Below are 26930 nucleotides of genomic sequence, written 5' to 3' on the forward strand. Positions count from 1 at the left end.
CATTATCTCCTCTCTTTTCTGATCAGTATACGAAGTGCTTCTACTGCTGTACGAATCGGTACCTCTGTATCATGCACGACTGGATTATCCAGTCCTTTCTTTGCCCGCTCCTGGTTCGCCATTGTAAGAAGAACCGTTCCAATCCGTACTTTCCTGTAACTTGCCACAACGAATAGTGCTGCTGATTCCATCTCTGAGGCCAGGCAGCCACACTGAACCCATGCATTCCATTTATTTAACAGTTCATATCCAACAGGCTTCGTCTGTGGTGCATGCTGCCCATAAAAAGAATCTTTACATTCCACCACACCCACATGATAAGGAAATTTCAGATCTTCTGCTGCCTCTACAAGCGCATTCGTGATATGAAAATCCGATACTGCCGGAAACTCAACTGGCGCATATTCTTTGCTTGTTCCTTCCATGCGGACTGCTCCTGTAGCAATGACAAGATCACCACTTTTTACCTCTAACTGCATACCTCCACTTGTTCCCACCCGGATAAATGTATCGGCTCCTACATTTGCCAGTTCTTCCAGTGCAATTGCTGCAGAAGGACCTCCGATCCCGGTCGACGTTACACTGACTTTCTCCCCTTCCAGATAACCGGTATACGTTGTAAATTCACGACTGTCTGCTACAGGCAGAGCATCTTCAAAATGTTCTGCAATCTTCTGACAGCGCTTTGGATCTCCGGTCAGAATCACATATCTCCCAACATCCCCTTCTTCCAGTTGTACGTGATACTGTCTGTCTTTGTCTTCTGAATAATTAATCATATGACATACCTCCTTCGCATCATTACACATGAAACTTTTTATACATTTCTTCTTTAAATTCTTTTTTTCTAAATAGAAGTAGTCTTATAAAGAATAAAAAGCTTAAGCCCACACAGATAACTGCAAATGCACGGTACAAGATCACACCTGTCGCCATCAGAATCAGAGGCAGTACCATGCTGTAGACCGATGCCATTACATAGTAAATCATATATTCTTTTGGCGGATGTGACTGGATCCTTGCAATCAACTCCATCAATATCTCCACGATCAGGCAGACTAGCGGCAATACCAGATCTACCGACCACCTGTGCCACCCTGTGAAAATATCCCACAAAATACTACCTATGCTCACAATAAGCAGCTGCCACATCGCATTCTTAAGTAAATTATAACGCTTCAGGTATCCGGTCGCAAATGCAAGCCACATACTAAATCCTCCTGCTACCGCAAATATCCACCAGTGTAAATCTGGTGTCAGGATCAGATTTAACATGATACACAGAACAACTGCTGCAATACAGCAGAAATTAAAAATCTGAAATACTTTCTTTCCTTCATAATTGGGTTTAGCCTCTTTCGGGTAATCTGCTTCCACTTTTTTTACGAAGATTCCCTGTTCCTTCAATATGCGATAAAAATTACGCTGAATATTCGTGCTGTCATATCTGGAAGTAAACGCAAATGACAATGTATCTCCAAAAGAGCATACACAAAGCTCTGTACGCATGGTGCTTGTGTAAACTCCGAAACGTTCAATATATTTTGCATATTCCGGCGGCATCTTCACCACACTCATATTGGACAATACTGCTGTCACTTCCCGCTCTGCAAGCTTCGCTCCCATCTTGATACAACGGTTCTTCAATTCCAGTGGCGCCCATTTTAAAATTTTATGTTTCTCATAGGCAATCAGATTGTTCATACGTTCCGCAATTTTTTCTTTTGACAGATTTTCTTCAAAATACTGCTTTGTTGCTTCCAGCACATCATCAAAAGAATCTTTGCCTTCCCCGAAACGATATCCCGGTTCAATATAACTAAAAAAATTCAGCATAGAATCAGATGGAAAAATTTTTCTCAAATTCACTGGAACCATTAAAATTACAGGCTTCTTTTCCTGAATCTTACTTTGTTCTTCATGAATCGCACAGATCATCGCTGCCGTCAAAAATACAGACATGGATACGCCATGTTTTCTTGATACTTCCAGAAGTTCTTTTACTGAGGCAGTCGTCTCGCCAATCTGAAGTTCTTCATATTCCTTACTCTCCCGGCGAATCTGATAAGCATGATTCTTTTTCTTTCTCGTGCCACGCTCATCTGGATTGTAGTAACGGCCAAAACCATCCTCCTCCTGATCTTTTACTGTCAGATCTTGCTCCGTAAGGATCACATTTTCCAGGCCATCCTTTTCATGCATCAGATAAAGATAGTTCTTCACAAGCTCTCGCAAAAATTCAGTTGCTCCCGTCCCGTCTGTCAGTGCATGAAACACTTCAAAATTAATCCGGTTCTTATAATAGGTGACTTCAAATAATAATTCTTTTTTATCTCTTATATAAAGATGGCTGCACGGTTCCTTGTACTCTTCCCTTACGACCGGCCGCAGATCACTTTTCTCGAGATAATGCCAGAAAAGTCCTTTTCGCATGACTGACAGAAAGACCGGATACTTCTGGATTGTCTGATCCAATGCCATCTTAAGAATACTTCCGTCAATCTTTTCTTTTAATACGCAGTAAAAGCGAAATACCCTTGTATCCTTCGGGCTGCTGGCAGCGGAAAACATTTTTGCCGCATTGTCCAGATTCCGCCAATATGCTCTTCTTTGCTGGAACACTTTTATTCCCTCCTACCTAAGAACTGATTGATCAGTTCAAAACTTTCCTGCACATGGAAATACCGGATCCCAAGCGCAAAATATCCGTGAAGCGCATCTTTGATTCGATGAACCTCCACGTAATTACCGGCTTCCTTTAGCCGTTTTCCATATTCTTCCCCTTCATCTCGAAGTGGATCGAACTCTGCTGTCAGAATTAATGTATCCGGTTGATTTCTGTAATCCGTCTCCATCAGTGGTGCAAAATATTTATTCTTCTTATCCTCTTCTCTGGCCGCATAAAAATCAATATAATCACGCATCTTTCCTGCTGTCAGAAGATAATCACTTCCACAGTCTTTTACAGACTGGAACCTGGAAGTATCACTGTAGTCATTATTCACTGCAGGATAGATCAAAATCTGTCTTTGGGGCTTAAAAATCCCATCATCTCTTGCTTTCAGCGAAACTGCTGCCGCAAGATTTCCGCCAGCACTGTCACCGATCAATGTAATGCGTTGAGGATTCACATTTAAAATAAACCGATTTGTATAAATGGCTTTGGCCACTGCATAACAGTCCATAAAACCTGTTGGAAATGGATGTTCCGGCGCCAGTCTGTATTCTACCGACACCACAATATGTTCTGTCGCGGATGCCAGTCTTGCACAGATTCTTTCATAATTATCAATACAATCCGTTACCCAGCCGCCACCGTGGAAGAACAAAAAGACCGGAAGATCTTCCGTCACCTTTTCTCTCGGCAGATAAATACGCACCGGCACTTCATAATCTCCGTTATATATCTTGTAATCGATTGTTTTGTGAAAGATTTTCATTGGGTCTATCGCTTTGAGGCTGGCAAGATGTCTGGCTGCCTCCACCTCAATCCCGTCAAACGACAGTGCCTTTAAAATCTTCTTCATAGAATGATTGATCGCCATATAGAAAAAGAAGAACCCCGGTCCCGGGATTCTTCTTCACTCCTCATCTTCCTATTCAGCAGATGCTTTCTCAACCTGTGCGATTGCTGCTTTCTGCATCGGGATTCTACAGTTCTTATTATTACCAAACTCTACGATAAGATCATCATCTGTAATGTCGATGATTACTCCGTAGAAACCGCTTGTTGTAAGTACGGTATCACCGACTTCCATCTCTGCGATCATCTCCTGGATTCTCTTCTGCTCTTTTTTCTGTGGGCGCATGAATAACATATAAAATCCACCGAATATTACTACATATACTAAAATCAGTACTACCCAGTTTGTTCCTGCGCTCTGTGCTGCCAATGCGTACATAATATTTCCTCCTAAATTTCATTAAACACTGTTTCTACTATACAGGAATTTGACATTTTCATCAAGATATTTTCATCATTTCTACGTGATTTTATAAATATTTTCTATTTTTACAATTCTCACCTGAAAATTCTGCCCGTTCCTGTACCAATTCAAGAATGTCTCGGCATTCTTGCTGCGATTTTTCTGATCTGCCTGTGATCTACTCGCCCTCTGCCATTCTGCGAAGCTTCTCTTCTTTATATTCTTTGTATCTTCCTGCCTCAATTGCCTCGCGGATCTCTTCCATCATCTTATTATAGAAATATAGATTATGAAGTACACAAAATCTCATGCCGAGCATCTCCTTTGCTTTCAGAAGATGTCTCACATAAGCTCTGGAATACGTTCTGCATACCGGGCAGTTACAACCTTCCTCAATTGGTCTTGTATCTAACTCATACTTGGCATTGAACAGATTCATCTTTCCATGATTCGTATACACATGTCCATGGCGTCCGTTTCTGCTTGGATATACACAGTCAAAGAAGTCAACACCACGTTCTACAGCTTCCAGAATATTCGCCGGTGTTCCGACTCCCATCAGATATGTCGGTTTATTTTGTGGCAGATGCGGCACAACTGCATCCAGAATCCGGTACATCTCCTCATGACTCTCTCCAACTGCAAGTCCGCCAACTGCATAGCCATCCAAATCCAGTTCTGAAATCTCCTGTGCATGGCGCACACGGATATCCTCATACACGCCGCCCTGATTGATGCCGAATAACATCTGATGCTTGTTAATTGTATTCGGCAGACTGTTCAGTCTGTCCATCTCTGCTTTACATCTCTTAAGCCATCTGGTCGTACGGTTCACAGAATTTTCCATATAATCCCGGTCTGCAACGCTGGACGGACACTCGTCAAATGCCATCGCAATGGTGGAGGCCAGATTGGACTGGATCTGCATACTCTGCTCCGGTCCCATAAAAATCTTTCTTCCATCGATATGAGAGTTAAAGTATACTCCCTCTTCTTTTATTCTTCTGAGCCCTGCCAGCGAAAACACCTGAAATCCACCGGAATCAGTAAGAATCGGCTTGTCCCACACCATAAACTTATGAAGACCGCCAAGTTTCTTTACGACCTCATCTCCCGGTCTTACATGAAGATGATATGTGTTGGATAATTCAACCTGTGTCCCAATCTCCTGCAGATCTGTTGTTGACACCGCGCCCTTGATTGCCGCAATAGTTCCTACATTCATAAATACAGGGGTCTCAATGACCCCATGTACTGTATGTAATCTTCCTCTTTTGGCAAGACCATCTGTCTTTAATAATTCATACATGATCTTTCCCTCTCTTTTTCTTTTTTAATAATGACATACTACCGGGCATCCATCCGGAATCAGGTCATAAAGTGCCGCCGCTTTATCTTTCGGCATATTAACACAGCCATGTGAACCGTGACTTAAATATCTGTTGCCTCCAAATGAAGACTGCCATGTTGCATCGTGGAATCCGATACCTCCATTAAATGGCATCCAGTAAGCAACCGGTGTCTCGTACTCGTAAGTTCCATCTGGTTTCTTTGTTCCGCGAAGTGTCTTATTTCTTGACTTGTATGCCAAAGAATAGGTTCCCTGCGGTGTCGCATTTCCCTTGTTCGGATTACCTGTTACAATATCTGTCTCCAGCGCAATCTGTCCGTCTTTAATAAACCACATATGCTGCGTGGTAAGATCGACTTCTGCATATGTATTTCCCATATCCATTGCAGTATGGTTGGCTGCACGACTGGAATATTCCGGCTCTCTTGTTACAGTCTCAGCATTCTGGATATTGGCGATCAATGCATCATACTCTGCATCCTGATTGATTTTCCATCCATAACCGCCACCTTCAACTGTGACAGTATTGCCTGTTGCAGTTGTAAACTGACGCGGTTTTCCTTTCGTATTATATTTTGTTGCAAGAGCAGCAATATACTCTTTTACTGCTTCCTGATTAAATGTAACGTTCATATCTGCATCCACAATCACCCACTGTGAAATGACAGATGCATCTACCACTTCTGTATTCGGATTAAAGTCATATGTAACATTCGCTCCAAGATAGCTGTTCATGGTATCCTTTGCTGCCACTACTTCCTGGGAATCTGATAAAAATCTCGGTTTGATATAGCAGTTCGTATCTGTCAGATTCAAGGTATCTTGGAATCCTTCTATCGACTCTCTGATATCTTTATTAAATGTCTCTGTATCAATCTGCGTACCAATGACCTCTGGCACGACCACAAACTCTGTATTCTGGAATTCTGGATGCGCATCTACAGAAGCCACCTGATTCTCTTCTTTCAGGCAATTCAAACTCTCAATACGCCTTGCAAGTGCATTCTCATCATACTTCACTCCAATCTTTGCCTCAATCACCGGCTTCTCCCACAGAGATGTAATCCAAAGAAACTTGTTCTGCTTCTTTGCCAGCTCTTTAACTTCATCTCCCGGCACATATTCCAAAGAAATCTCGCTTCCTGTAATCTGTTCACTGTCGCCGTCAGATTCCTGAAGTGTCAAAGTATAATCCGCAACCTGTTGTTCCATATATTTTTCCACCTGTGCAACACTCTTCAATGCAAAATTATTACCATTGATCGTTGTGTTGAACATAAAATGACTGTCAAAGTAAAACGCCATGCCAACATAAGCAACTACCAGAACTGCTAAGATCACACCAAACGTGATACCTACCTTCTTGCCAATGCCGCCTCTCTTTGGTTTCTCATCTTCATCTTCGTCCAGAGATACAAAGTCTGTCTCGAAATCTTCATCGTCATTATAATCTACGTCAAACTCGTCTCTGCCTTCTTCTACTACTTCTTCTTCGTACTCGTTTTTCTTCTTTTTTCCAAACATGTTCGTCAAACTCCCCTTTTCTAGTTCACACGCTATCATTATAATATGCACTCTTCTAAAAGTACAGAGCTAATTCACGAAAAATTCTTGAAGAATTTATTAAGATTGTTTTATAATAAAAAGAAATCTATAACAAAACCTATGACATCAAAGGAGAAATTGACATTATGGCTGGATCAACTTATGGAACATTGTTCCGTATCACCACATGGGGAGAATCTCACGGACCTGCAATCGGTGTTGTGATCGACGGGTGTCCTTCGGGACTTTCCTTAAGTGAAGAAGATATACAAAAACAGCTCGACCGAAGGAAACCTGGCCAGAGTAAATTTACAACGAAGAGAAATGAAAGCGACACTGCCCAGATTCTCTCCGGTGTTTTCGAGGGTAAGACAACCGGCACACCAATCTCTGTCATTGTCTACAATCAGGACCAGCGTTCCAGAGATTACGGTAAAATTAAAGACTGTTACCGTCCCGGACATGCTGATTATACATTTGATGCAAAATATGGCATCCGCGATTACCGCGGTGGCGGACGTTCTTCTGCCCGTGAAACAATTGGCCGGGTCGCAGCCGGTGCAATTGCAAAAAAAATCCTGGAACAATTAGGAATCGACCTGATTGCCTTTACCCGTTCTATTGGAGATATCTGTATTCCTGAAACGGAATATCGTTATGAAGATATTGCCGAAAATATGTTATATATGCCAAATAATGCTTATGCAAAAAAAGCTTCCGATTATCTGGAATCCTGCATGAAAAATCAGGATTCTTCCGGTGGAATTGTGGAATGCCGCGTAAAAGGCATGCCGGCCGGAATCGGTGAGACAGTCTTTGATAAACTTGACGCTTCTCTCGCAAAAGCAGTCGTTTCCATTGGCGCTGTCAAAGGTGTGGAAATCGGTGATGGATTTGAAGCTTCAAAAAGCCACGGCAGCAGCAACAATGATGCATTTACATGTCAGAATGGTGCCGTTATAAAAAAGACGAACCACGCCGGCGGAATCCTCGGAGGTATGAGTGATGGTTCTGAGCTGATTTTGCGGGCTGCATTTAAACCGACTCCTTCCATCAGCAAGGAACAGCAGACCATCAATACGGCTTTCGAAGATACGACGATTGCCATTACCGGACGTCACGATCCGGTTGTTGTACCAAGGGCTGTTGTTGTTGTAGAATCTATGGCCGCAATCACAATTTTAGACCAGATGATGATAAATATGTCCGCAAAGATGGATGCCTTAGAAGCATTTTACTGTAAAGAATAATAACGTCAAAAAAAGAGAAGTCCTAAGCTTTTACCCTTACGACTTCTCTTTTCAACTCATTTATCTGTACTATAACCCTACTTTTTCCACATCGGATTTTCTTCACACATAGCAATCTGTTCCGGCATGATTGGGAGTTCCCTGAATCGGTGTCCGGTTGCATTATAAATTGCATGAGCAATTGCCGAAAGTGGTGTATTGATCACGACCTCACCGATCGATTTTGCGCCAAATGGACCAGACTTTTCATAGCTGCTCTCAAACTCTACATGAATATGACCGATATCTTCTCTTGTCGGAATCTTATATTGCATGAGAGAATTTTCATAAAGTCTTCCCTTTGCATCATAAGTGATATTCTCCGTCAGTGCCATTCCGATTCCCTGAAGGATTCCGCCCTCAGCCTGAACTCTTGCCAGGTTTGGGTTCACCGGAGTCCCACAGTCAACAGCAGTATAATAATCTATCACTTTTGCCTGTCCGGTCAGAAGATCCACTTCCACATCTGCCACGCCTGCCATAAATGGCGGTGGTGAAGTTGGCTGGCTCATGGTCACAGTCTCTTCCAGAGCAATACTGTTGCCCGCCATAGACGCTGTTGCAATATCAAACAGGGAAACTTCTGTTTTTTCCAGAGTCTTTTCGCCTCTATAGATGACTTTATCACCGTCAAATTCTACTTCTTTCTCATCACATCCAAGCATCTTAGCTCCGACAAGACAAATCTTATCTCTAAGCTTTCTCGCACACAGCTCAGTTGCCTTTCCGGTTACATAAGTCGTACTGGATGCATAAGATCCCGAATCATATGGTGATGCATCCGTATCTGCTCCAAATACAATTACTTTATCAAGCGGACACTCCAATACTTCTGCTGCAATCTGTGCAAGAATCGTATCACAACCTGTTCCCATGTCTGCTGCTGCAATTCGCATAATGTAGAAACCTTCATCATTCAGTTTCAGCGCTGCACTGCCTACATCTAATCCACTGATACAAGATCCCTGCATGGCAAGTCCCATACCAAGAGCACGGACTTTTCCATGTCCTAGTTCGCGAACCGGATAATTCTCATCCCAGTGACTCATCTCTTTCACCTTTGCAATACAACGGTCCAAGGCACAGCTTGTATTTGTCTCACCGTAAAATGCAGGCATGACCTGTCCTTCTTTTACTATGTTCATCTCACGAAGTTTCATCGGATCCATATGGAGTTTTTCTGCCAGTTCATTAACTGCTGTCTCAATGGCAAAAAGTCCCTGTGTTGCACCATATCCACGATAAGCTCCAGAAGACATAACATTCGTATAAACCACGTCGTAAACAAAGTGGAATGCCTCTGCTTTTCCGTAAAGCGGAATAGATTTATGCCCGGACAGTCCGACTGTTGTCGGTCCATGTTCTCCATAGGCACCTGTGTTAGAAATGGTGTACAGATCAATTCCACGGATAGTTCCATCTTTCATAGCTCCAAGTTTCACATGCATTTCCATCTCATGTCGCGGAGAAGAAGCTGTCATACATTCCTCACGGGTGAAAATAATCTTACTCGGCTTCTTTGTCATCCAGGTCACATATGCCGGATAGACCTCACAGACCGCTGTCTGTTTTGTTCCAAAACCTCCTCCGATACGCGGCTTGCTGACACGTACCTGTGATTTTGGAATATGAAGTGCATTTGCAATGATCCTTCTGCAGTGAAACACAATCTGGGTAGAGCTAAATACATTCAGACGTCCATATGTATCAATGGAACAATATGTACGCATTGTTTCCATCATCGTCTGCTGGCACGCTTTTGTATGATATACCTGGTCGATGATAATGTCACAGTCTGACAGTACTTGATCAATATCTCCATGTTCACTCGCCTCATGTGCGCACAGATTTCTTTTATTATCTGCTCCTACCGGACAAAGCGCCTCCCAGTTATCTTCCGGGTGCACCAGAATTGGATTATCCAAAGCTTTATGATAATCAAGGATCGGTTCCAACACCTCGTACTGTACCTTGATCATGGAAATGGCTCTGTCCACCGCTTTTTCTGTCTCTCCTGCCACAATCGCAACCGGATCTCCTACAAATCTGACATGACGATCCAGAATCAGACGGTCATATGGACTGGGTTCTGGATAAGTCTGTCCTGCACATGTAAATCTTCGTCCATTCTGGTCGATATCCTTCCATGTATAGATGGCCTCAATTCCAGGAACTTTCATTGCCTTATCTGTCTGAATCTCCTGCACCACCGCATTTGCATGAGGGGATCTGAGCAGTTTCACGATCAGACAATCTTCCGGAATCATATCATCCATATATACTGGCTGACCGGTCACAAGCTGCATGGCATCTTTTTTTCTGACTGGCTGATTTACAATTTGCATGATACTTCCTCCCCTCTTTTTTCTTTCTTCCAGACAAGGAAATTCTGGATTCCACGAAGCTGTCCCTCATACCCGGAACAACGGCACAGATTCCCTGCCAGATACTCTTTTATCTCTTCCTCATTCGGAAATTCATTTTCACGGAATAATGCCAGTGCATTCATAATCATGCCCGGATTACAGAAACCACACTGCTCTGCTCCCTGGTCTGCAATGAATGCGCCAAACTCTTCTGCTTCTTCCTTAAGCCCTTCAAGCGTTGTGACTTTATGTCCATCTACTCTGGCTGCCAGAATAGAACAGGATAGTACCGGCTTATCATCTAAAAATACTGTGCAAAGTCCACAACCTGAAGTCTCACATCCACGTTTTACACTTTTACATCCATGCTTTCTTACAAAATCTATAAGAAGCAGGTCCGGTTCGATCTCTTCCTGAATTTTCTTTCCATTAAGTACGATACTAATCTGCATTTCTGTCACCTCCCAGTATACGAAGTGCGCGAACGGTCATAACCTCTGCCAGATGGCTTCGATATTCAGCAGTTCCTCGCATATTACTTCCAGTCGGAAGCTTTTCTTTTATCTCTTTGGCAAATGTGTGTATCTCTTCTTCTGTAACACTTCCATCTGTCAGCCCCTTCAACAATCCAGCCGCGTCTTCGAACAACATAGCTTTTCCCGGTCTGGCACCGATACTAATACGCATCTTATCAGCAAAGATTGCTGCTGTCAGGTTAAGTGTCGGGAAATCTGTCACTGTATTTCTCACAGACTGATAACAAATATGAACTGGCGTCTTCTTTATTATAATGTGAACCAGAATGTCATTGTCTCTTTTAAGTTTCGCAAACTCCTGAATGGACATGATTCCTCCTTTGTAAAGCTCCACATCACAATCTAATGCAAGCAGAAGTGTCAACACATCTGAGAATCCAAATCTGCCGAACAGACTTCCTCCGACTGTTGCAAGATTACGGAACTGTACTCCTACAATATGTCGAAATGCGTCTTTCACTGCGCCTTCTGTATAATGAGACAATCCTTCATGCAATTCCATCTGACGAAGCGTGACCATGCAGCCGATTCTGAACTCCTCTTCTGTCTCTTCGATCTGATCCAGCCCAAGTCCGGACAGGTCGATTGCAGTCTGCACATTAGCATCACTCATCTTTACCCAGAGCATACCTCCAATAATCCGGTTCGTGCGCTTCTGGTTCAGCTCCCAGGCTTCTTCCAGGTTTTCTACCTTTTTATAATTCTTGATCTTAATCATAATCTCTCTTCATTCTCCCTGATTTTTCAGAAATTTTAAAATCCATTTTGCATAAATAACCAATTATATTTTACGGAAATATAGGTGATTTGTCAAAACCTGTTTTGTTCTTTTTTATCATTCTCGTTTTTTCGCCTGAGCCTTCTGTTTTTCATTCCTAAGGAGTTCTCTTTGCGCCTGACTCATCAGAACTTCCCGCAGCTCTGAAAGAAACAACGGTTTCGACACAAATGCAGTTACTCCCGCCTCTCTTGCCTCCTGTTCAACATCTGACCAGTCATAGGCAGTCAGGATAATAATCGGATACTCCTCTCCAACCACCATACGAATCCTGCGTACTGTCTCGATTCCGTTCATATCCGGCATCAGCCAGTCAATGATATACACTTTAAATTCCTGATTCTGTTCATACGCTTCTTTTGCCCGAAGTACCGCTTCTTTTCCCGAAGTTGTCCAGTCTGCCGTCATTTCAATCTCACGCAGCATTCTGCTCACACTCATACAAGTTTGTGCATCATCATCCACCACAAGCGCTCTGGCACCTTTTAGCTCTGGAACAGGTTCCCGTTTCACTGTCTCTCCTGATGTTTCGCATTCAAGCATAATTGTAAATTCTGTTCCTTTTCCGGTTTCACTTTCAACCTGAATTGTACCACCCATCATGTCCACAATGTTTTTGGTGATCGCCATTCCAAGACCGGTTCCTCCAATCCCATTCTCCGTAACAGTATGCTCTCTTGAAAAAGAATCAAACACATGCTTTCGGAACTCCCTAGACATTCCGATTCCATTATCCTTCACACTGAAAACGACCGTTATGTATCCATCTCTTCTGCATGGCTTCTCCGAAACACGAATGTTAATCATACCGCCGACCGGTGTGAATTTTACAGCATTACTGCAAATATTGAGAAGGACCTGTGTCAGACGCAGCTTGTCGGTAATGATATCTTCATGAATTACATCCTGTGTATCAATATAAAGATCCTGCTGTTTGGAATGTACAGATCCCTGAATGATCGTTCTTAAATCATGCAAAATATCCGGCAGGTGTACCGTTGTATATTCAATTCGAACAGAACCGCTCTCGATTCTGCTCATATCCAACACATCATTGATCAGGCTAAGCAAATGCTGTAAATCCGATAATCACATTCATCGGCGTACGGATATTATGGGACATATTATTCAGGAACGCTGTTTTCGCCCTGTTTGCATGTTCCGCAGCTGCGAGTGCATTTCTCAGATTCTTATCCCGCTCTATCTCTCGTTCTTTTTCCTCTGTTACATCACGGTTCGCAACCAGAACTGTACTTAGTTTCCCAGTTTTATCATATCCCTGCGGCACAATGATTATTGTCAGCCACCTTCCTTCTACTGTCTGAGCTGTAAAGCTCAACGTCTCACGTTCTTCCAGACGCTGTGTCACCGTACTCATATTGATAAATTCACGATATTTCTCCTGAAATGGCTCTGTAATAACCTGCTGTATCAGTTCTTCCAGGTGCACTTTGGAAAGAATATCCCCTTTCTGATCCGGCTTCATATTCCTTGAAGATTTTACAATTTCGATTTTCTCTGTTTTTATATTCACAAGAGAAATAGAAGAATATGCATGGCCAAGTGCATTGATCACACGAAGTCTCTTCTGATCTTGAAGGATACTTCTCTTTTCTGTTCTGTTCCTGCTCACCCAATAAAGAGAGAAAAGAAGTAAGGCAAGTAACACATAAATCACACATACAATATTTCGTGTGATGTAAACCTGGCTTTCTGGGAAAAAGATATATGCATCATAGTCTTTAATCTTCTCCTCGCGTCCATACCAGTTTCCGGCCTTTGAATAAAGGCAGACAATTCCATTCCCCCCTACCTTAAATTCATTTTTATACAATGACTTTGATTCTTCTACAGAACTCGAAAGAAGCTCCTGTTTATTGGTACTGACAACCTGGTCATTCGTATTATAGATCTCATACCTTTCAATCCTGGTTTTTGCAAAGTCAAATGTCTCATTCAACGTACTATTCAGTTTTTTATTATCACTCGCTGTCAACAGAAGAAAAATCAGGATTCCGGAAAAAATCAGAACAAACACCAATAAGCATGCATTTTTGTCAAATTTCTTTCCTTTGCTTTTACTCCACTTATCTTTTTTCTGCGTCTGCGGCATCTGCGTTCTTACCTGTTTGCTCATTTGCTTTTTCCTCCCGGCAGGATTTCATCCGCATCCAATCCGTACTTTTTGACTATTTCTTCTGTAATGCCCTCATTTCGCATCTCTTCGAGAGTTTCTGTAAGCTCTTGTGCTACTTCTTTGTGGGTTCCATTTTTAAAAGCAATTCCGAGTTCTGAAGTATAGATACTCTCGTCCAGCATACGGTATGCATCCTCTCCATCTCTCACCAGGCTGCCCAGCATTGCCTCATGACCTGCAATCGCATCTACATAATTTTTTCTAAGTGCAGCATAAAGTTCATTCGTCATAGAAAAGCAGTTTACCGGCTCCATTTGTGGAAGATCTGACGCAATCTTATGAAGGAAAAAATCCTCTGCCTTTGTGGTCGCCTGAACCGCAATCCTCTTTCCTTCCAGATCCTGAATAGTATTGATTTCACTCTCTTTTCTTACAGCCACCATCTGACGACTGTACAGATACGAACCTACCCACTGATATTTATCTTCTCTTCCATTCATGGAATAACAGCTCCACAGACAGTCGATTGTTCCTTCTGCCAGAAGTTCGTCTTTATCTTCCCAGACTATATTCTCGAACTTAGGCTGGTATCCCAGCCTCTGATATGCTTCCTTGGCAAGTTCCACATCAATACCTTTATATTCACCATTACTCACCTGATAACTGTAAGGTTCAAAATAATCCATTCCAATGACAATCTCCGGCAGTTCGTTGTCTGCCGCTTTCTCTTTCTTTACTCCACACCCTCTCAGCTGACATATTGTCAAACTAAGTTATTATAGCATTCATGATTTATCATGTCCATAAAAAACTGCCTTCATCTGCATTTTTGCTCATTTTTACATTCTGAAATTTTACATTCATTTTTCAATTATTTTCATTTAAACTGTTGATTTTTAGTATTTTTCCTGTATAATGATTTTCAGGTCGTTTGTTAACAAATACTAAACTTTGAGTTTAATTTTATTTTTGTTGGTGACGGCTTTTATCATGTTTACTTTAAATCAACACAAGGAATCCATAATGATTCTTTCAGAAAGGTGGATTTTTGATGGATATCGGCAAAAAGATTAAGGAACTCCGCGTCGCCAAGGGGCTCACCCAGGAAGAGCTGGCAGACCGTAGTGAACTGTCCAAGGGATTTATTTCCCAGCTGGAACGGGATCTCACCTCCCCGTCCATTGCGACATTGATGGACATTTTGCAGTGCCTGGGCACAACCGTCTCAGAATTTTTTCAGGAAGAGCCGGAAGATCAGATCGTATTTCGAAATGAAGACTATTTTGAGAAAATTGATTCTGAACTTGGCAGCAAGACCGAATGGATCATACCGAACGCTCAGAAAAATATGATGGAACCGATCCGTCTGACTCTAAAGCCTGGCGGATTAACTTACCGGGATCTTCCACATGAAGGTGAAGAATTTGGTTATGTATTAAAAGGAAGTATCAAGATTCATATCGGACATAAAAGTTACACTGCGAAAAAAGGAGAATCTTTTTATTTCACACCTCACTCTGAACATTATATAGAAGCTTTTGGCACATCCGGTGCCGTTATTTTATGGGTCAGCACCCCGCCGAACTTTTAGGCTGAGCAGACTTCTTATCTATCAGGACTTCCTTGATAGCCGGCCTTAAGTTCTAAATTATAATTACATTTTTGGAGGACAATGAACATGTCTAATAAATTAATCGATATTGTAAATATATCCAAAGCATTTGATGAAAATGTCGTACTAGACGAACTGAATCTTTATATCCGGGAAAATGAATTTTTAACTCTTCTGGGACCAAGCGGTTGCGGAAAAACAACACTGCTTCGTATTCTTGGTGGATTCGAGACTCCTGACTCTGGAAAAATCATCTTCGATGGTCAGGATATCACGAACCTGGCTCCAAACAAACGACAGTTAAATACCGTATTCCAGAAATATGCACTTTTTACCCATATGACCATTGCAGAAAATATTGCATTCGGGCTAAAGATTAAAGGAAAATCTCAGAATTACATCAATGATAAGATTCGTTATGCGTTAAAACTTGTTAATCTTGAAGGCTTCGAAAACCGTACTCCTGCTTCCTTAAGCGGCGGACAACAGCAGCGTATCGCTATTGCAAGAGCCATTGTAAATGAACCGAAAGTCCTGCTTCTTGACGAACCTCTTGGTGCTCTTGACTTAAAGCTGCGTCAGGATATGCAGTACGAACTGATCCGCTTAAAAAATGAGCTTGGCATTACATTTATTTACGTCACTCATGATCAGGAGGAAGCCCTGACTATGTCCGATACGATCGTCGTTATGAACCAGGGATATATCCAGCAGGTAGGAACACCGGAAGATATTTATAATGAACCGAAGAATGCGTTCGTTGCAGACTTTATCGGTGACAGTAACATTCTTTCTGCCACGATGGTACATGACCGGCTCGTCAATATCCTCGGCGCCAACTTTCCGTGTGTCGATGAAGGATTCGGTCAGAAGAAGCCTGTTGATGCAGTGATCCGCCCGGAAGACATCGACCTTGTAAAACCAGAAGACGGAATTATCCGAGGCGTTGTTACACATGTTATTTTCAAAGGTGTTCACTATGAGATGGAAGTCATGGCAAATAATTACGAATGGCTCGTGCACAGCACCGATATGTTCCCAGTCGGAGCAGAAGTCGGACTGCGCGTAGACCCATTTGATATTCAGATCATGAAAAAACCAGAATCTGAAGATGAGGAGGCGGTACCAATTGAAGAATAGTAAATTATTAAAACAGATGCTTGCCGGTCCGTATCTTCTCTGGTCAGCAGCATTTATCATCATTCCTCTTATCATGGTCTTCTACTATGGTCTGACGAATAATGACGGTGGATTCACCCTGATGAATCTTGCCAGGATCACAGAACCTGAGAATTTAAAGGCATTGGGACTGGCACTTTTGTTATCCCTTGTCAGTACGATTATCTGCCTGATTCTCGCATACCCTCTGGCTATGATCCTGACTGGACTTGGCGTCAATCAGTCCAGCTTTATCGTACTGATTTTCATCCTGCCAATGTGGATGAATTCTTTGCTTCGGATCATTGCATGGCAGAATCTGTTGGAAAAGAACGGAGTTATCAACAGTCTCCTTCATTTTTTCCATTTACCGGCACTGGAAATCATCAACACTCCATATGCCATCGTACTTGGTATGGTCTATGATTTTCTGCCATTTATGATCTTACCAATTTACAATGTACTGTCCAAAATTGACACAAATGTGATCGAAGCAGCCAGAGATCTTGGTGCAAACAGTGTGCAGACATTTACAAAAATCCTGCTGCCACTGAGCGTTCCAGGGATCATCAGCGGAATTACCATGGTCTTTGTACCGTCACTGACAACTTTTGTCATCTCCGACCTCTTAGGTGGAAGTAAGATTCTCCTGATCGGTAATGTTATTGAGCAGGAATTTAAACAAGGAAGTAACTGGCACTCTGGCAGCGGTATGTCCCTTGTACTGATGATCTTCATTTTGATCAGTATGGCATTGATTGCAAAATACGATAAAGACGGGGAGGGAACTACATTTTGATCAAGAATTTTTTTAAACGGTTTTATCTGGTGCTGATATGCGTCATTTTGTACGCGCCGATCATCACCCTTATGGTATTATCCTTTAACTCCTCAAAATCCCGTTCCAAATGGGGAGGTTTTACAACAAAATGGTATGTGGAATTATTTAAAAATAATTCCATTATGAACGCACTTTATACGACACTGATCATCGCATTGTTATCTGCGCTGATTGCTACGATTCTCGGTACTGCTGCCGCTATCGGTATTCAGGCAATGCGAAAGAAAATGCGTACTGTCGTGACTGGTGTAACCAATATTCCTATGTTAAATGCCGATATTGTGACAGGAATCTCTCTTATGCTGTTATTCATCGCATGTAGATTTTCCCTTGGATTTAAGACAATCCTGATTGCACATATTACCTTTAACATTCCCTATGTAATCCTGAGTGTTCTGCCAAAGCTGCGGCAAACGAACGTCAGCACTTATGAGGCCGCCCTGGATCTTGGCGCTTCTCCGTTATACGCTTTTTTCAAAGTCGTATTCCCGGACATTCTGCCAGGTGTGTCCTCCGGTTTCCTACTGGCATTTACTATGTCCTTAGATGACTTTATCATCACGCATTTTACAAAAGGACCTGGTGTCGACACTCTGTCCACCAAGATTTACAGTGAGGTGCGAAAAGGAATCAATCCTTCCATGTATGCACTGTCCACATTGATGTTCCTGGTTGTCATGATTCTTTTGTTATTGATCAACATGAAACCAGATGAAAAAGCTGCCGGTGCAAAAAATGCTAAAATTTCCAAAGTTGCCAGTCAGCATCCAAAGCTTCGCAAATTCCGCAAAGTTATGATGTCGAGAGTGGTTCCGGTCTGTATGGTCGTTCTCATTCTGGCAGGTGGAATTTTCTATGGCATCCGCTCAAAAAGTTCCAGTGACAAACAGGTCATTGTGTACAACTGGGGAGAATATATCGATCCGGAAACTTTAGATATGTTTGAAGAAGAAACCGGCATTGATGTCGTTTACGAAGAATATGAAACAAACGAGATCATGTATCCAAAAATACAGTCAGGCGCCATTGCCTACGATGTCGTATGCCCGTCCGACTACATGATCCAGCGTATGATTGAAAATGATCTGCTGGCTGAACTGAATTTTGACAATATTCCGAACATCAAGAATATTGGAAGCACTTATATGGAGCATTCCAAAGAGTTTGACCCGGAGAATAAATACTCTGTTCCTCACCTTTGGGGAACTGTAGGAATCCTTTACAATAAAACTATGGTCGACGATCCTGTAGATAGTTGGGGAATTCTGTGGAACGAAAAATACAAAGATAGTATCCTCATGCAGGATAGTGTCCGTGATGCATTTGGCATCACATTAAAATACCTTGGCTACTCACTGAACTCAACCGATCTGGATGAACTGACTGAAGCTAAGAATAAACTGATCGAACAAAAGCCACTTGTCCAGGCCTATGTTGTCGATCAGGCCCGTGATAAAATGATTGGAAATGAGGCTGCTCTCGCTGTCATCTACTCCGGAGAAGCTATCACCTGTCAGCTTGAAAATCCGGACCTGGAATATGTCATTCCAAAAGAAGGAAGTAACATGTGGATTGACTCCTGGGTCATCCCGAAAAACGCAAAGAATAAAGAAAACGCAGAAGCTTTTATCAATTTCATGTGCCGTCCGGACATTGCTAAGATGAACTTCGACTATATCACCTATTCCATCCCGAATGAGGAAGGAAGAAAACTCCTCGATCCGGAATACCGTAATAATCCAATTGTATTTCCAGATGATAAAGCACTGGAAAATTGCGAAACATTCAAATTCCTGGGAGATGAAAATGATGCCATATACAATGAATTATGGCGTCAGGTAAAATCCAAATAAATTAATAAATCCAAACGATATCTTGAATCGTTTGGATTTATTTTTATATAACAGGAAATTGCATTTCCTTTTCTACGGCGTATTCCGGCACCATTTATCAAACCCGGAAGCAGCCGCCACCGATAAATTCTCGAAGCAATGAGTTCGTCGGCACTTTTTCGCTTCCGATTCCAACAAAGTAATCCAGGAATTTAAGCAGTCTCTTTGCCTCGATATATTCCGGGCACTCTCTTTCAACTCCGAATAACTGAGCTTCTACATATGGTTTCAATACTGCCAGTTCATAGATCAGAGCAGAATTGAACATGACATCTGCTTCCTCCTGGAATGGGAAAATATTCTCTTCCTCGCCTTTCCGTACAGAAGGCCACATCTGAATTGTCTTTTTTGCAGAAGCACCTCTTGTTCTTGCATCTCGCACAATTCTTCGAAGAAGCCGGCCATCTGTGGTTGGAATCCGGTTATGCTCATCAATGTTAAGCTGTGTCAGTGCACTGATATAAATTTTAAACTTATTCTCATCTGCCAATGCTTTTGTCAGCTTTGGATTCAGGCAGTGAATGCCTTCAATAACCAGAATATCGTGTTCTCCAAGTTTCAATGGACTTCCTACAAATTCTTTATGTCCCTTCACAAAATCAAAATTTGGAATTATCACTTCTTTTCCATCCATCAGTTCCTGCATTTGTTTCTCGAACAGATCAATATCCACTGCACAAAGTCCTTCAAAATTATAATTTCCCTTCTCGTCTTTCGGAGTCTCTTCTCTTTCTTTAAAGTAATTATCTACTGCGATCGGATGAGGACGCATTCCATTTGCACGAAGCTGTACAGACAGTCTGTGTGAAAATGTAGTCTTTCCGGAAGACGACGGTCCCGCAATCAATACGAATCTGATTTCCGGTCTGGAAGCAATCATCTGTGCAATTTCTGCAATTCTTCTTTCCTGCATTGCTTCCTGCACAAGCACAGTCTCCTGAACATCTCCACTGGTAATATTGCGATTCAATCCGCCAACCGTCTCAATCTCCTGAATATCTCCCCATTTCACAGATTCTTTCATGACCTGAAAGAACTTTGTTCTCGCCTGAAAATGTGGCACAATCTCCGGCTTATCAATCTCTGGCATCTGAAGTACAAATCCTTCATCATACCGATATAATTTAAAATATTTCAGATACCCTGTACTGTAAAGCATATATCCATAATAATAATCTTCAAACTCATTGATGCTGTAAAGGTTTACTTTGGATACACGGCGGTAACGGAACAATTCTTCTTTATCATACATTCCATACTGTCCAAAAAGTCCGATTGCCTCATCTGTATGAACCGTTCTTTTCTTGATTGATAGATCTGCCTCCACAAGTTCGTGCATCCTCGACTCGACACTCTCAAGAAAATCATCATCGACTCTTGTTTCGCCGGTAATCGTACAATAATATCCCGGTCCTATTGCAAAATGCATCCGAACCTTGTCAATATTCTTATGTCCTGCCACGTCATAAACTGCTTTTACAAGAAGGAAACTCATGCTTCGTTTGTATGCCTCATGTCCAATGGGATCCGCTGTTGTAACAAAACTGATTTCACAATCTTTTTTCAGACGCTTGTGCAGTTCCTGAAGTTTTCCATCTACAAACACCAGAACAATCTCATGCTCATAATCTTTCTGGTATTCTTTTGCAATGTCGTGATATGTGATACCAGCTTCATATTCTTTCACTTCATTTTTAATTTTTACATGATACATTCTTTTCTCTCCCATCTTCCGATCCTCCCTATATCATGACTGCTTCTGTAAAGCTTTCCCTATATTACTGTAAACGGATGGCTCACTGGGGCTTCTATGACCTCGACTCCCAAAAGGTGTGCTCGTAAATAATTCCCCATATCGCCGATAAATATGTGCTCCACCCCATAATGTCCTGCGTCGATGATATTAAGTCCTCTTGCCAGTGCGTCAATCCCTTCATGATGACCGATATCTCCGGTCACATAGACATCAGCCCCTGCTGCAATCGCCTGATCAATATCACTTTTACCAGACCCCGGACAGATTGCTACTCGGTGAACCTTTTGCTTCAGATCGCCGAATACTTTCACTGTATCAAGGGCAAATGCTTTCTTGACTTCTTCACAATAATCTGCCAGTGAAATTTCATTTCTCTGTTCATCATTATCAGAAGCAGATGGTATCTCTCCGACACGGCCAATACCTTCCGGTTCTCCCGATTCATTTTCTCCGGTGACATCCAGTATCTGACAATTCTCAAGTTTCAGATAATCTGCTGCCAGATCTGCCATACCTTTGACATCATAATTCGTGTGCATAGCATAATAAGAAATGTCATGCTGAATCAGTTTTACTAATCTTCTGCCGATGAAATTCTGATTATTCACTTGTTTCATACCGCTAAAAATCAAAGGATGATGTGTCACCAGCATATCTGCACCTGCCAAAATTGCCTCATCTACCACTTCATCTGTAGCATCCAGTGCCACATATATATTTGCAACTTCTTTATCATCTCTTCCTGCCAGCAGTCCGACATTATCCCAGGAAAGAGCATATCTTGGTGAATAGTCCTGTTCTATTATTTTGATAATATCTTTACATAGCATGCAATCATTCCTCTCTAATATTCACATAGTATTCAACAATGTTTTTCTTACAATGCTTTTCTTACTCTTCATAATAAGACATTGCTTTTTTTGCTACTTCCAGTTCATGTTCAATTTCTGTCATACGCTCTTTTATCCGCTCACCATCTTTTCCGGCAAGACCGAGAAGTATATCTTCACGAATACGGATTTCACGCTTCAGATATTCATATAATATCGGATTTTTGTTTTTTAAAAGTAGTGGTCCATAAAGGTACTCCCATTCCTCTTTTTTACAATCTTCCTGCCGGTCGGCCGTCTTATGTTCACAATATTCTGGTGGTACCACCCGCATCATAGGATAATATTTCCCGTCTTCCTCTACCATATCTTCTGCTTCGAACCGAAACCCATGTTCTACAAGATATTCCCGTACTTTCTGTATCTCAGACTGAGGCTGTAAGATGCAGCCTTTTAATGTGCTGACGATTTGTTTTCCTTCTTCCAGAATGTGAATCACAAGACCGCCGCCCATTCCGGCAACGATCATCTCCTCCACTTCTTTCGGCTTTACTGCTGCCAGTCCATCCGACAGCCTTGTCTCAATCCGGTCACTCATTCCATAGCCTGCTATGTGAATTCTCGCACGTTCCAGCGGTCCCTTATTGATATCCATCGCTATCACTTTCGGTGATAAATTCTGTTCTATCAAATGAATCGGTATATATCCGTGATCTGTTCCTATATCTGCGACAGAGGCGCCCTCTGTCACAAGACCTGCTACTGCAGTAAGTCTCTTTGATAGTTCCATAGGCGCCTCTTTCTTAATCCAGATAATCTCTTAATTTTCTACTGCGGCTCGGATGACGAAGCTTTCTAAGTGCTTTTGCCTCGATCTGACGAATACGCTCACGCGTTACATCAAACTCCTTACCAACCTCTTCCAGTGTACGTGCACGTCCATCATCCATACCAAAACGAAGTCTTAAAACTTTCTGCTCTCTCTCTGTCAGAGTATCTAACACTTCATCTAACTGCTCTTTTAAAAGTGTCTGAGCTGCGGCTTCAGCAGGTACCGGAACATTGTCGTCCTGAATAAAATCTCCCAGGTGACTGTCTTCCTCTTCACCGATTGGTGTCTCCAGTGATACCGGTTCCTGAGAAATCTTTAAGATTTCACGGACACGTTCCACTGGCATATCTAATTCTGCTGCAATTTCCTCCGGCGTAGGTTCACGTCCTAACTCCTGCAGTAATTGTCTGGAAACACGAATCAGTTTATTGATCGTCTCTACCATATGGACCGGAATACGGATAGTTCTGGCCTGATCAGCAATTGCTCTTGTAATTGCCTGGCGGATCCACCATGTTGCATAAGTACTGAATTTGAATCCTTTATGATAGTCAAACTTCTCAACCGCTTTGATTAGACCCAAATTGCCTTCCTGAATCAGATCCAGAAACAGCATTCCACGTCCCACATATCTCTTAGCAATACTGACAACAAGACGAAGGTTTGCTTCTGCCAGACGCTTCTTAGCATCCTCGTCTCCCTCTGCCATACGCTTTGCAAGCTCTACTTCTTCATCTGCTGAAAGAAGCGGTACCTTTCCAATCTCTTTCAGATACATACGGACCGGATCCTCTATACTGATTCCATCCGGCACAGACAAGTCGATTTTCTCCATATCAACATCGTCTTCATCTGTCAGAACAATATCAGAATCATCAACATCATCTAATTCCTCAATTCCATCCCCATCTCCGCTTACACGAAGCACATCAATATGATTGGCCTCCAGATACTCATAAACTTTCTCCATCTGTTCTGCATCAAGCTCCATATCTGAGAAAAAATCATTGATTTCCTGAAGTTCCAGGATACTCTTATTCTTCTTTCCATGAGCAACCAGTTGTTTTAACTTTTCCCCAAATTTCGCTATGTTTTCTTCCATGTGGTGTCCATCCTCCATTATATGTTTTTATTTTATCCTTAATTAATAGAAATATGCAATTTTTCAAGGTCCTGCAACGCCCGTTTTGCTTCCATCAGCTTCTGCAATCCCTGTATATCGGTCGGATCAAGCTTTGCTGAGTGTTCTTCAATACTATTCTTCTTTACCCGGATAATTGTCTCTTTTAATGCCTTTTCCTGTTCATATGCTGTTTTAATTTCCCGGATTCTTGTATTAAAAAGCGCTGCCACCTCACGATGTTCCTCTTCATCTGTAAAATGATTCATGATCTGCGCCGGATTGAGCTTTCCCTGTTCGTGCTGCGCATATAAAAGCTCAGCTACAGTCCGATATATCCCTTCCTGAAAATCTTCCGGATGAATATACTTCTGGATCTGTGCAAATACATTCTCATCCGATGCCATCCATGTCAGCAGAATCTTCTGTGACTTTCGTGTACCATCTTCCTTATCCAGGTTCTGACTCCTTGTAGATCTCGGTCTTTCCACCGGCTTTGCAAGTCCGGTCTGAACTGCCATTCGTCCGACCAGTTTTTTCAGATCTTCACTGCTGACATGATAAGTTCCTGCAACTGCATCAATGTAGTTATTGCGCTCTATCTCTTCATCAAACTCTGTAAGCTTTCTCGCAGCTTCCTTCATAAAGTCCGTTCTGCCTTCCGGCGACGTCATATCATAATCCCGTTCCAGAATTTCAAGACTGAACATAAATCCATTCCTTGCCTTCTGGATCCGTTCTTCAAAGGCTTCTGCACCGAGATTTTTAATAAATTCATCTGGATCTTTATACGGTTCCATCCGAATGATTTTTGCCGTAATCCCAACTTCACGCAGAATCGGTCCTGCCCTCAGAGCTGCTTTCGTTCCTGCCTCGTCACTGTCATACGTCAGGTAGACTTCATTGACATACCGTTTGATAAGCGCTGCATGTCCCGGTGTTAGGGCTGTTCCAAGTGACGCTACTGCATTGGTAAATCCCGCCTGATGCAGGGAAATCACATCCATATAGCCCTCACAAAGCAGAAAATAAGGCTTTCTCGACTTTCTTGCTCGATTCAGTCCATACAGGTTCCGGCTTTTGTCAAAAATGATCGTCTCCGGTGAGTTCAGATATTTTGGCTTTGCATCACCCATGACACGGCCGCCAAATCCAATAACACGGCTGTTTACATCCATAATCGGAAACATGACCCTGTTCCAGAACTTATCGTGAACTCCGTATTTTTCATCAATACTGATCAGACCTGCCTGTGAGATCATATCGTCTTTGTAGCCTTTTGATTTCAGATACTTGTACAGATCATCACTGTACTTGTTCGAATATCCCAGACCAAATGCTTTGATCGTATCGTCACTTAGCTTTCGATCTTTTAAGTATGTAAGGGCATGTCCCCCTTGCGGCCTTAGAAGCTGTACATAAAAGTACTGTGCTGCTGCCTTATTAATCTCCAGTAATATAGCTTTTGTATCTGCGCGCTTTTTCGCCTCCCCAGAGTACTCCGGTTCCGGAAGCTCTACGCCTGCACGATCCGCCAGATATTTCAGTGCCTCTACAAAAGAATAATTTTCATATTCCATCAGAAATGTGAATACATTTCCTCCGGCACCACAGCCAAAGCAATAATACATCTGCTTCTGTCTGCTGACTGAAAATGACGGGGATTTTTCATTATGAAATGGACATAATCCAAAGTAGGAGCTTCCTTTTTTCTGAAGTCTCACATAACTGGAAATTACATCTACGATATCATTTTTTGACCGGATTTCTTCCACTAATTCCTCTGGATAATACATATCTGCGTCCTTTCATTTTTCATCATCTCTTCCTCAAATCCAGAAGAAGAAACGTCCCTATTAATAATATTCGACACAAACTTTATATTTCCTTTAATTTTTCCAAGATTCTGGGATAAAAAATTCCGTAAATTTCTTCACTGCATAAGTATCCGTCATTCCTGCGATATAATCGCACACGACCCGTGACAGCTCTTCTCCCTTTTTTAACATATTCTGTGATTGTTCCGGAAGAAACTCCGGATTCTTTATATAGAATTCATATAGATTGGTAATCATATGGATTGCTTTGCCCTCTTCCTTCTTGGCAACCGGGTTACGGTAAACATTTTCAAACATAAATACACGAAGACCCTGCATAGCCTCATGAACTTCCTCAGACATCTGAATCACCGGACGATCCACACTGTTGATAATAACATTATGTACGAGTGTGTTCAGGCGTCCTTTCACCGAAGTTCCCAAAACATCCGTATATTTCTTCGGAATATCTTTTTCTCTTAAAATACCGCCACGGATTGCATCATCAATATCATGATTAATATAGGCGATCTTATCTGACAGGCGCACGATCTGTCCTTCCAGTGTTGCCGGGCATCCGCTTGTTTTGTGATTCCTGATCCCGTCAATGACTTCCCATGTAAGATTCAGTCCCCGTCCTTCCTTTTCTATAGATTCCACCACTCGCACACTCTGCTCATTGTGTTTGAAACCTCCCGGGCAAAGTTCATTGAGCGCACGCTCCCCTGCATGCCCAAAAGGTGTATGTCCCAGATCATGCCCCAGGGCAATTGCTTCTACCAGTTCCTCATTAAGCCGGAGTGCTTTCGCAATTGTTCTTGCATTTTGTGACACCTCCAGTGTATGTGTCAGCCTTGTACGGTAATGATCTCCTTTCGGAAGAAGAAACACCTGGGTCTTCTGCTTCAGTCTGCGGAAGGCCTTGCAGTGTACGATTCGGTCACGATCACGCTGAAAGACCGGACGAATATCACATTCCTCTTCCTTAATCTTTCTGCCTTTTGAATTCTTACTCAATGTCGCATAAGGACTTAAATACTCCAATTCTCTTTCTTCCATCTGCTCCCGAATCGTCATAGAATCACGCTCCCGTTACTGAAAACTTATAAAAAGTTACAAACTTCTATGTTTCATTCCTACTTCA

23 protein-coding genes are annotated in these 26930 nt (G+C 42.2%); 5 read left to right on the top strand and 18 right to left on the bottom strand.

Going from position 1 to position 26930, the window contains the following annotated elements; translation table 11 throughout:
* Positions 1-2 precede the first annotated feature (2 nt).
* From udp to LI149_RS10325, 6 genes are all read right to left on the bottom strand, one after another.
* Positions 3-779, bottom strand: coding sequence for a uridine phosphorylase (udp, locus tag LI149_RS10300; RefSeq protein WP_227143320.1), 777 nt, complete (start codon positions 777-779; stop codon positions 3-5).
* A gap of 22 nt (positions 780-801) precedes the next feature.
* Positions 802-2622: a DUF6320 domain-containing protein gene (locus tag LI149_RS10305; RefSeq protein ID WP_117606054.1), complete on the bottom strand. Its 1821-nt coding sequence runs from the start codon at positions 2620-2622 to the stop codon at positions 802-804.
* Positions 2623-2624: 2 nt separating this feature from the next.
* Positions 2625-3545, bottom strand: a complete 921-nt coding sequence (locus tag LI149_RS10310; protein ID WP_173786199.1) for an alpha/beta hydrolase — start codon at positions 3543-3545, stop codon at positions 2625-2627.
* 51 nt (positions 3546-3596) lie between these two features.
* Positions 3597-3902 (bottom strand): preprotein translocase subunit YajC, encoded by a 306-nt coding sequence (gene yajC / locus LI149_RS10315; RefSeq protein WP_005331150.1) that lies wholly within the window; start codon positions 3900-3902, stop codon positions 3597-3599.
* A gap of 202 nt (positions 3903-4104) precedes the next feature.
* The gene (gene tgt / locus LI149_RS10320) at positions 4105-5235 is read right to left on the bottom strand and encodes a tRNA guanosine(34) transglycosylase Tgt (protein WP_173786198.1); all 1131 of its coding nucleotides are present in this window, start codon (positions 5233-5235) and stop codon (positions 4105-4107) included.
* Positions 5236-5259: 24 nt separating this feature from the next.
* A complete protein-coding gene (locus LI149_RS10325) occupies positions 5260-6801 on the bottom strand; it encodes a peptidoglycan binding domain-containing protein (protein ID WP_227143321.1) in 1542 nt (513 codons plus the stop codon).
* Between the two features lie 167 nt (positions 6802-6968).
* On the opposite strand from LI149_RS10325, the gene aroC reads away from it, so the two are divergent.
* Complete coding sequence (aroC, locus tag LI149_RS10330; protein ID WP_005336765.1) at positions 6969-8072, top strand: chorismate synthase; 1104 nt, start codon at positions 6969-6971, stop codon at positions 8070-8072.
* 77 nt (positions 8073-8149) lie between these two features.
* Here aroC and LI149_RS10335 read toward each other — a convergent pair whose 3' ends face one another.
* The 6 genes from LI149_RS10335 to LI149_RS10360 all read right to left on the bottom strand — a co-directional run bounded on the left by LI149_RS10335 (position 8150) and on the right by LI149_RS10360 (position 14695).
* Positions 8150-10456, bottom strand: coding sequence for a xanthine dehydrogenase family protein molybdopterin-binding subunit (locus LI149_RS10335; RefSeq protein ID WP_227078193.1), 2307 nt, complete (start codon positions 10454-10456; stop codon positions 8150-8152).
* Positions 10444-10929, bottom strand: coding sequence for a (2Fe-2S)-binding protein (locus LI149_RS10340; RefSeq protein WP_005331169.1), 486 nt, complete (start codon positions 10927-10929; stop codon positions 10444-10446). The genes LI149_RS10335 and LI149_RS10340 overlap by 13 nt, the downstream gene beginning before the upstream one ends.
* Entirely contained in the window at positions 10919-11731 is an 813-nt protein-coding gene (locus LI149_RS10345) for a xanthine dehydrogenase family protein subunit M (RefSeq protein ID WP_173789338.1), read from the bottom strand. Before LI149_RS10345 ends, LI149_RS10340 begins: the two co-directional genes overlap by 11 nt.
* Positions 11732-11848: 117 nt before the next feature.
* Entirely contained in the window at positions 11849-12832 is a 984-nt protein-coding gene (locus LI149_RS10350) for an ATP-binding protein (RefSeq protein WP_227086529.1), read from the bottom strand.
* A 22-nt stretch (positions 12833-12854) separates the two neighbouring features.
* Positions 12855-13928: a hypothetical protein gene (locus LI149_RS10355; RefSeq protein ID WP_227143322.1), complete on the bottom strand. Its 1074-nt coding sequence runs from the start codon at positions 13926-13928 to the stop codon at positions 12855-12857.
* On the bottom strand, positions 13925-14695 hold the full coding sequence (locus LI149_RS10360) for an ABC transporter substrate-binding protein (protein ID WP_227143323.1): 771 nt from the start codon (positions 14693-14695) through the stop codon (positions 13925-13927). The genes LI149_RS10355 and LI149_RS10360 overlap by 4 nt, the downstream gene beginning before the upstream one ends.
* Before the next feature lie 284 nt (positions 14696-14979).
* Here LI149_RS10360 and LI149_RS10365 point away from each other — a divergent pair, with 284 nt between their 5' ends.
* The 4 genes from LI149_RS10365 to LI149_RS10380 all read left to right on the top strand — a co-directional run bounded on the left by LI149_RS10365 (position 14980) and on the right by LI149_RS10380 (position 19392).
* Positions 14980-15519 (top strand): helix-turn-helix domain-containing protein, encoded by a 540-nt coding sequence (locus LI149_RS10365; protein ID WP_117614050.1) that lies wholly within the window; start codon positions 14980-14982, stop codon positions 15517-15519.
* An 87-nt stretch (positions 15520-15606) separates the two neighbouring features.
* Positions 15607-16680: an ABC transporter ATP-binding protein gene (locus LI149_RS10370; RefSeq protein WP_040015300.1), complete on the top strand. Its 1074-nt coding sequence runs from the start codon at positions 15607-15609 to the stop codon at positions 16678-16680.
* Entirely contained in the window at positions 16652-17497 is an 846-nt protein-coding gene (locus LI149_RS10375) for an ABC transporter permease (protein WP_052302905.1), read from the top strand. Before LI149_RS10370 ends, LI149_RS10375 begins: the two co-directional genes overlap by 29 nt.
* Positions 17494-19392: an extracellular solute-binding protein gene (locus LI149_RS10380; protein ID WP_040015301.1), complete on the top strand. Its 1899-nt coding sequence runs from the start codon at positions 17494-17496 to the stop codon at positions 19390-19392. Before LI149_RS10375 ends, LI149_RS10380 begins: the two co-directional genes overlap by 4 nt.
* Before the next feature lie 97 nt (positions 19393-19489).
* Here LI149_RS10380 and LI149_RS10385 read toward each other — a convergent pair whose 3' ends face one another.
* The 6 genes from LI149_RS10385 to LI149_RS10410 all read right to left on the bottom strand — a co-directional run bounded on the left by LI149_RS10385 (position 19490) and on the right by LI149_RS10410 (position 26863).
* Positions 19490-21160 (bottom strand): nucleoside kinase, encoded by a 1671-nt coding sequence (locus LI149_RS10385; protein ID WP_173786196.1) that lies wholly within the window; start codon positions 21158-21160, stop codon positions 19490-19492.
* A gap of 44 nt (positions 21161-21204) precedes the next feature.
* Complete coding sequence (locus tag LI149_RS10390) at positions 21205-22017, bottom strand: Nif3-like dinuclear metal center hexameric protein (protein WP_173786195.1); 813 nt, start codon at positions 22015-22017, stop codon at positions 21205-21207.
* 61 nt (positions 22018-22078) lie between these two features.
* Entirely contained in the window at positions 22079-22807 is a 729-nt protein-coding gene (locus tag LI149_RS10395; RefSeq protein ID WP_117614052.1) for a class I SAM-dependent methyltransferase, read from the bottom strand.
* A 13-nt stretch (positions 22808-22820) separates the two neighbouring features.
* A complete protein-coding gene (rpoD, locus tag LI149_RS10400) occupies positions 22821-23951 on the bottom strand; it encodes an RNA polymerase sigma factor RpoD (protein WP_005336805.1) in 1131 nt (376 codons plus the stop codon).
* A 38-nt stretch (positions 23952-23989) separates the two neighbouring features.
* Positions 23990-25765, bottom strand: a complete 1776-nt coding sequence (dnaG, locus tag LI149_RS10405; protein ID WP_173786194.1) for a DNA primase — start codon at positions 25763-25765, stop codon at positions 23990-23992.
* 93 nt (positions 25766-25858) lie between these two features.
* Positions 25859-26863 carry a deoxyguanosinetriphosphate triphosphohydrolase gene (locus tag LI149_RS10410; RefSeq protein ID WP_227078187.1) on the bottom strand — a complete coding sequence of 335 codons (1005 nt, stop codon included), beginning with the start codon at positions 26861-26863 and terminating at the stop codon, positions 25859-25861.
* Positions 26864-26930 lie beyond the last annotated feature (67 nt).

This window comes from Dorea sp. 210702-DFI.3.17 (genome assembly GCF_020560825.1).
Taxonomy (GTDB): domain Bacteria; phylum Bacillota; class Clostridia; order Lachnospirales; family Lachnospiraceae; genus Dorea; species Dorea formicigenerans.

Coding starts and splice junctions, on each gene's coding strand:
- udp (WP_227143320.1), bottom strand. CDS start 779: ATGATTAATTATTCAGAAGACAAAGACAGACAGTATCACGTACAACTG.
- LI149_RS10310 (WP_173786199.1), bottom strand. CDS start 3,545: ATGGCGATCAATCATTCTATGAAGAAGATTTTAAAGGCACTGTCGTTT.
- yajC (WP_005331150.1), bottom strand. CDS start 3,902: ATGTACGCATTGGCAGCACAGAGCGCAGGAACAAACTGGGTAGTACTG.
- tgt (WP_173786198.1), bottom strand. CDS start 5,235: ATGTATGAATTATTAAAGACAGATGGTCTTGCCAAAAGAGGAAGATTA.
- LI149_RS10325 (WP_227143321.1), bottom strand. CDS start 6,801: ATGTTTGGAAAAAAGAAGAAAAACGAGTACGAAGAAGAAGTAGTAGAA.
- aroC (WP_005336765.1), top strand. CDS start 6,969: ATGGCTGGATCAACTTATGGAACATTGTTCCGTATCACCACATGGGGA.
- LI149_RS10335 (WP_227078193.1), bottom strand. CDS start 10,456: ATGCAAATTGTAAATCAGCCAGTCAGAAAAAAAGATGCCATGCAGCTT.
- LI149_RS10340 (WP_005331169.1), bottom strand. CDS start 10,929: ATGCAGATTAGTATCGTACTTAATGGAAAGAAAATTCAGGAAGAGATC.
- LI149_RS10345 (WP_173789338.1), bottom strand. CDS start 11,731: ATGATTAAGATCAAGAATTATAAAAAGGTAGAAAACCTGGAAGAAGCC.
- LI149_RS10350 (WP_227086529.1), bottom strand. CDS start 12,832: ATGAGCAGAATCGAGAGCGGTTCTGTTCGAATTGAATATACAACGGTA.
- LI149_RS10355 (WP_227143322.1), bottom strand. CDS start 13,928: ATGAGCAAACAGGTAAGAACGCAGATGCCGCAGACGCAGAAAAAAGAT.
- LI149_RS10365 (WP_117614050.1), top strand. CDS start 14,980: ATGGATATCGGCAAAAAGATTAAGGAACTCCGCGTCGCCAAGGGGCTC.
- LI149_RS10370 (WP_040015300.1), top strand. CDS start 15,607: ATGTCTAATAAATTAATCGATATTGTAAATATATCCAAAGCATTTGAT.
- LI149_RS10375 (WP_052302905.1), top strand. CDS start 16,652: ATGAGGAGGCGGTACCAATTGAAGAATAGTAAATTATTAAAACAGATG.
- LI149_RS10385 (WP_173786196.1), bottom strand. CDS start 21,160: ATGGGAGAGAAAAGAATGTATCATGTAAAAATTAAAAATGAAGTGAAA.
- LI149_RS10390 (WP_173786195.1), bottom strand. CDS start 22,017: ATGCTATGTAAAGATATTATCAAAATAATAGAACAGGACTATTCACCA.
- LI149_RS10395 (WP_117614052.1), bottom strand. CDS start 22,807: ATGGAACTATCAAAGAGACTTACTGCAGTAGCAGGTCTTGTGACAGAG.
- rpoD (WP_005336805.1), bottom strand. CDS start 23,951: ATGGAAGAAAACATAGCGAAATTTGGGGAAAAGTTAAAACAACTGGTT.
- dnaG (WP_173786194.1), bottom strand. CDS start 25,765: ATGTATTATCCAGAGGAATTAGTGGAAGAAATCCGGTCAAAAAATGAT.
- LI149_RS10410 (WP_227078187.1), bottom strand. CDS start 26,863: ATGACGATTCGGGAGCAGATGGAAGAAAGAGAATTGGAGTATTTAAGT.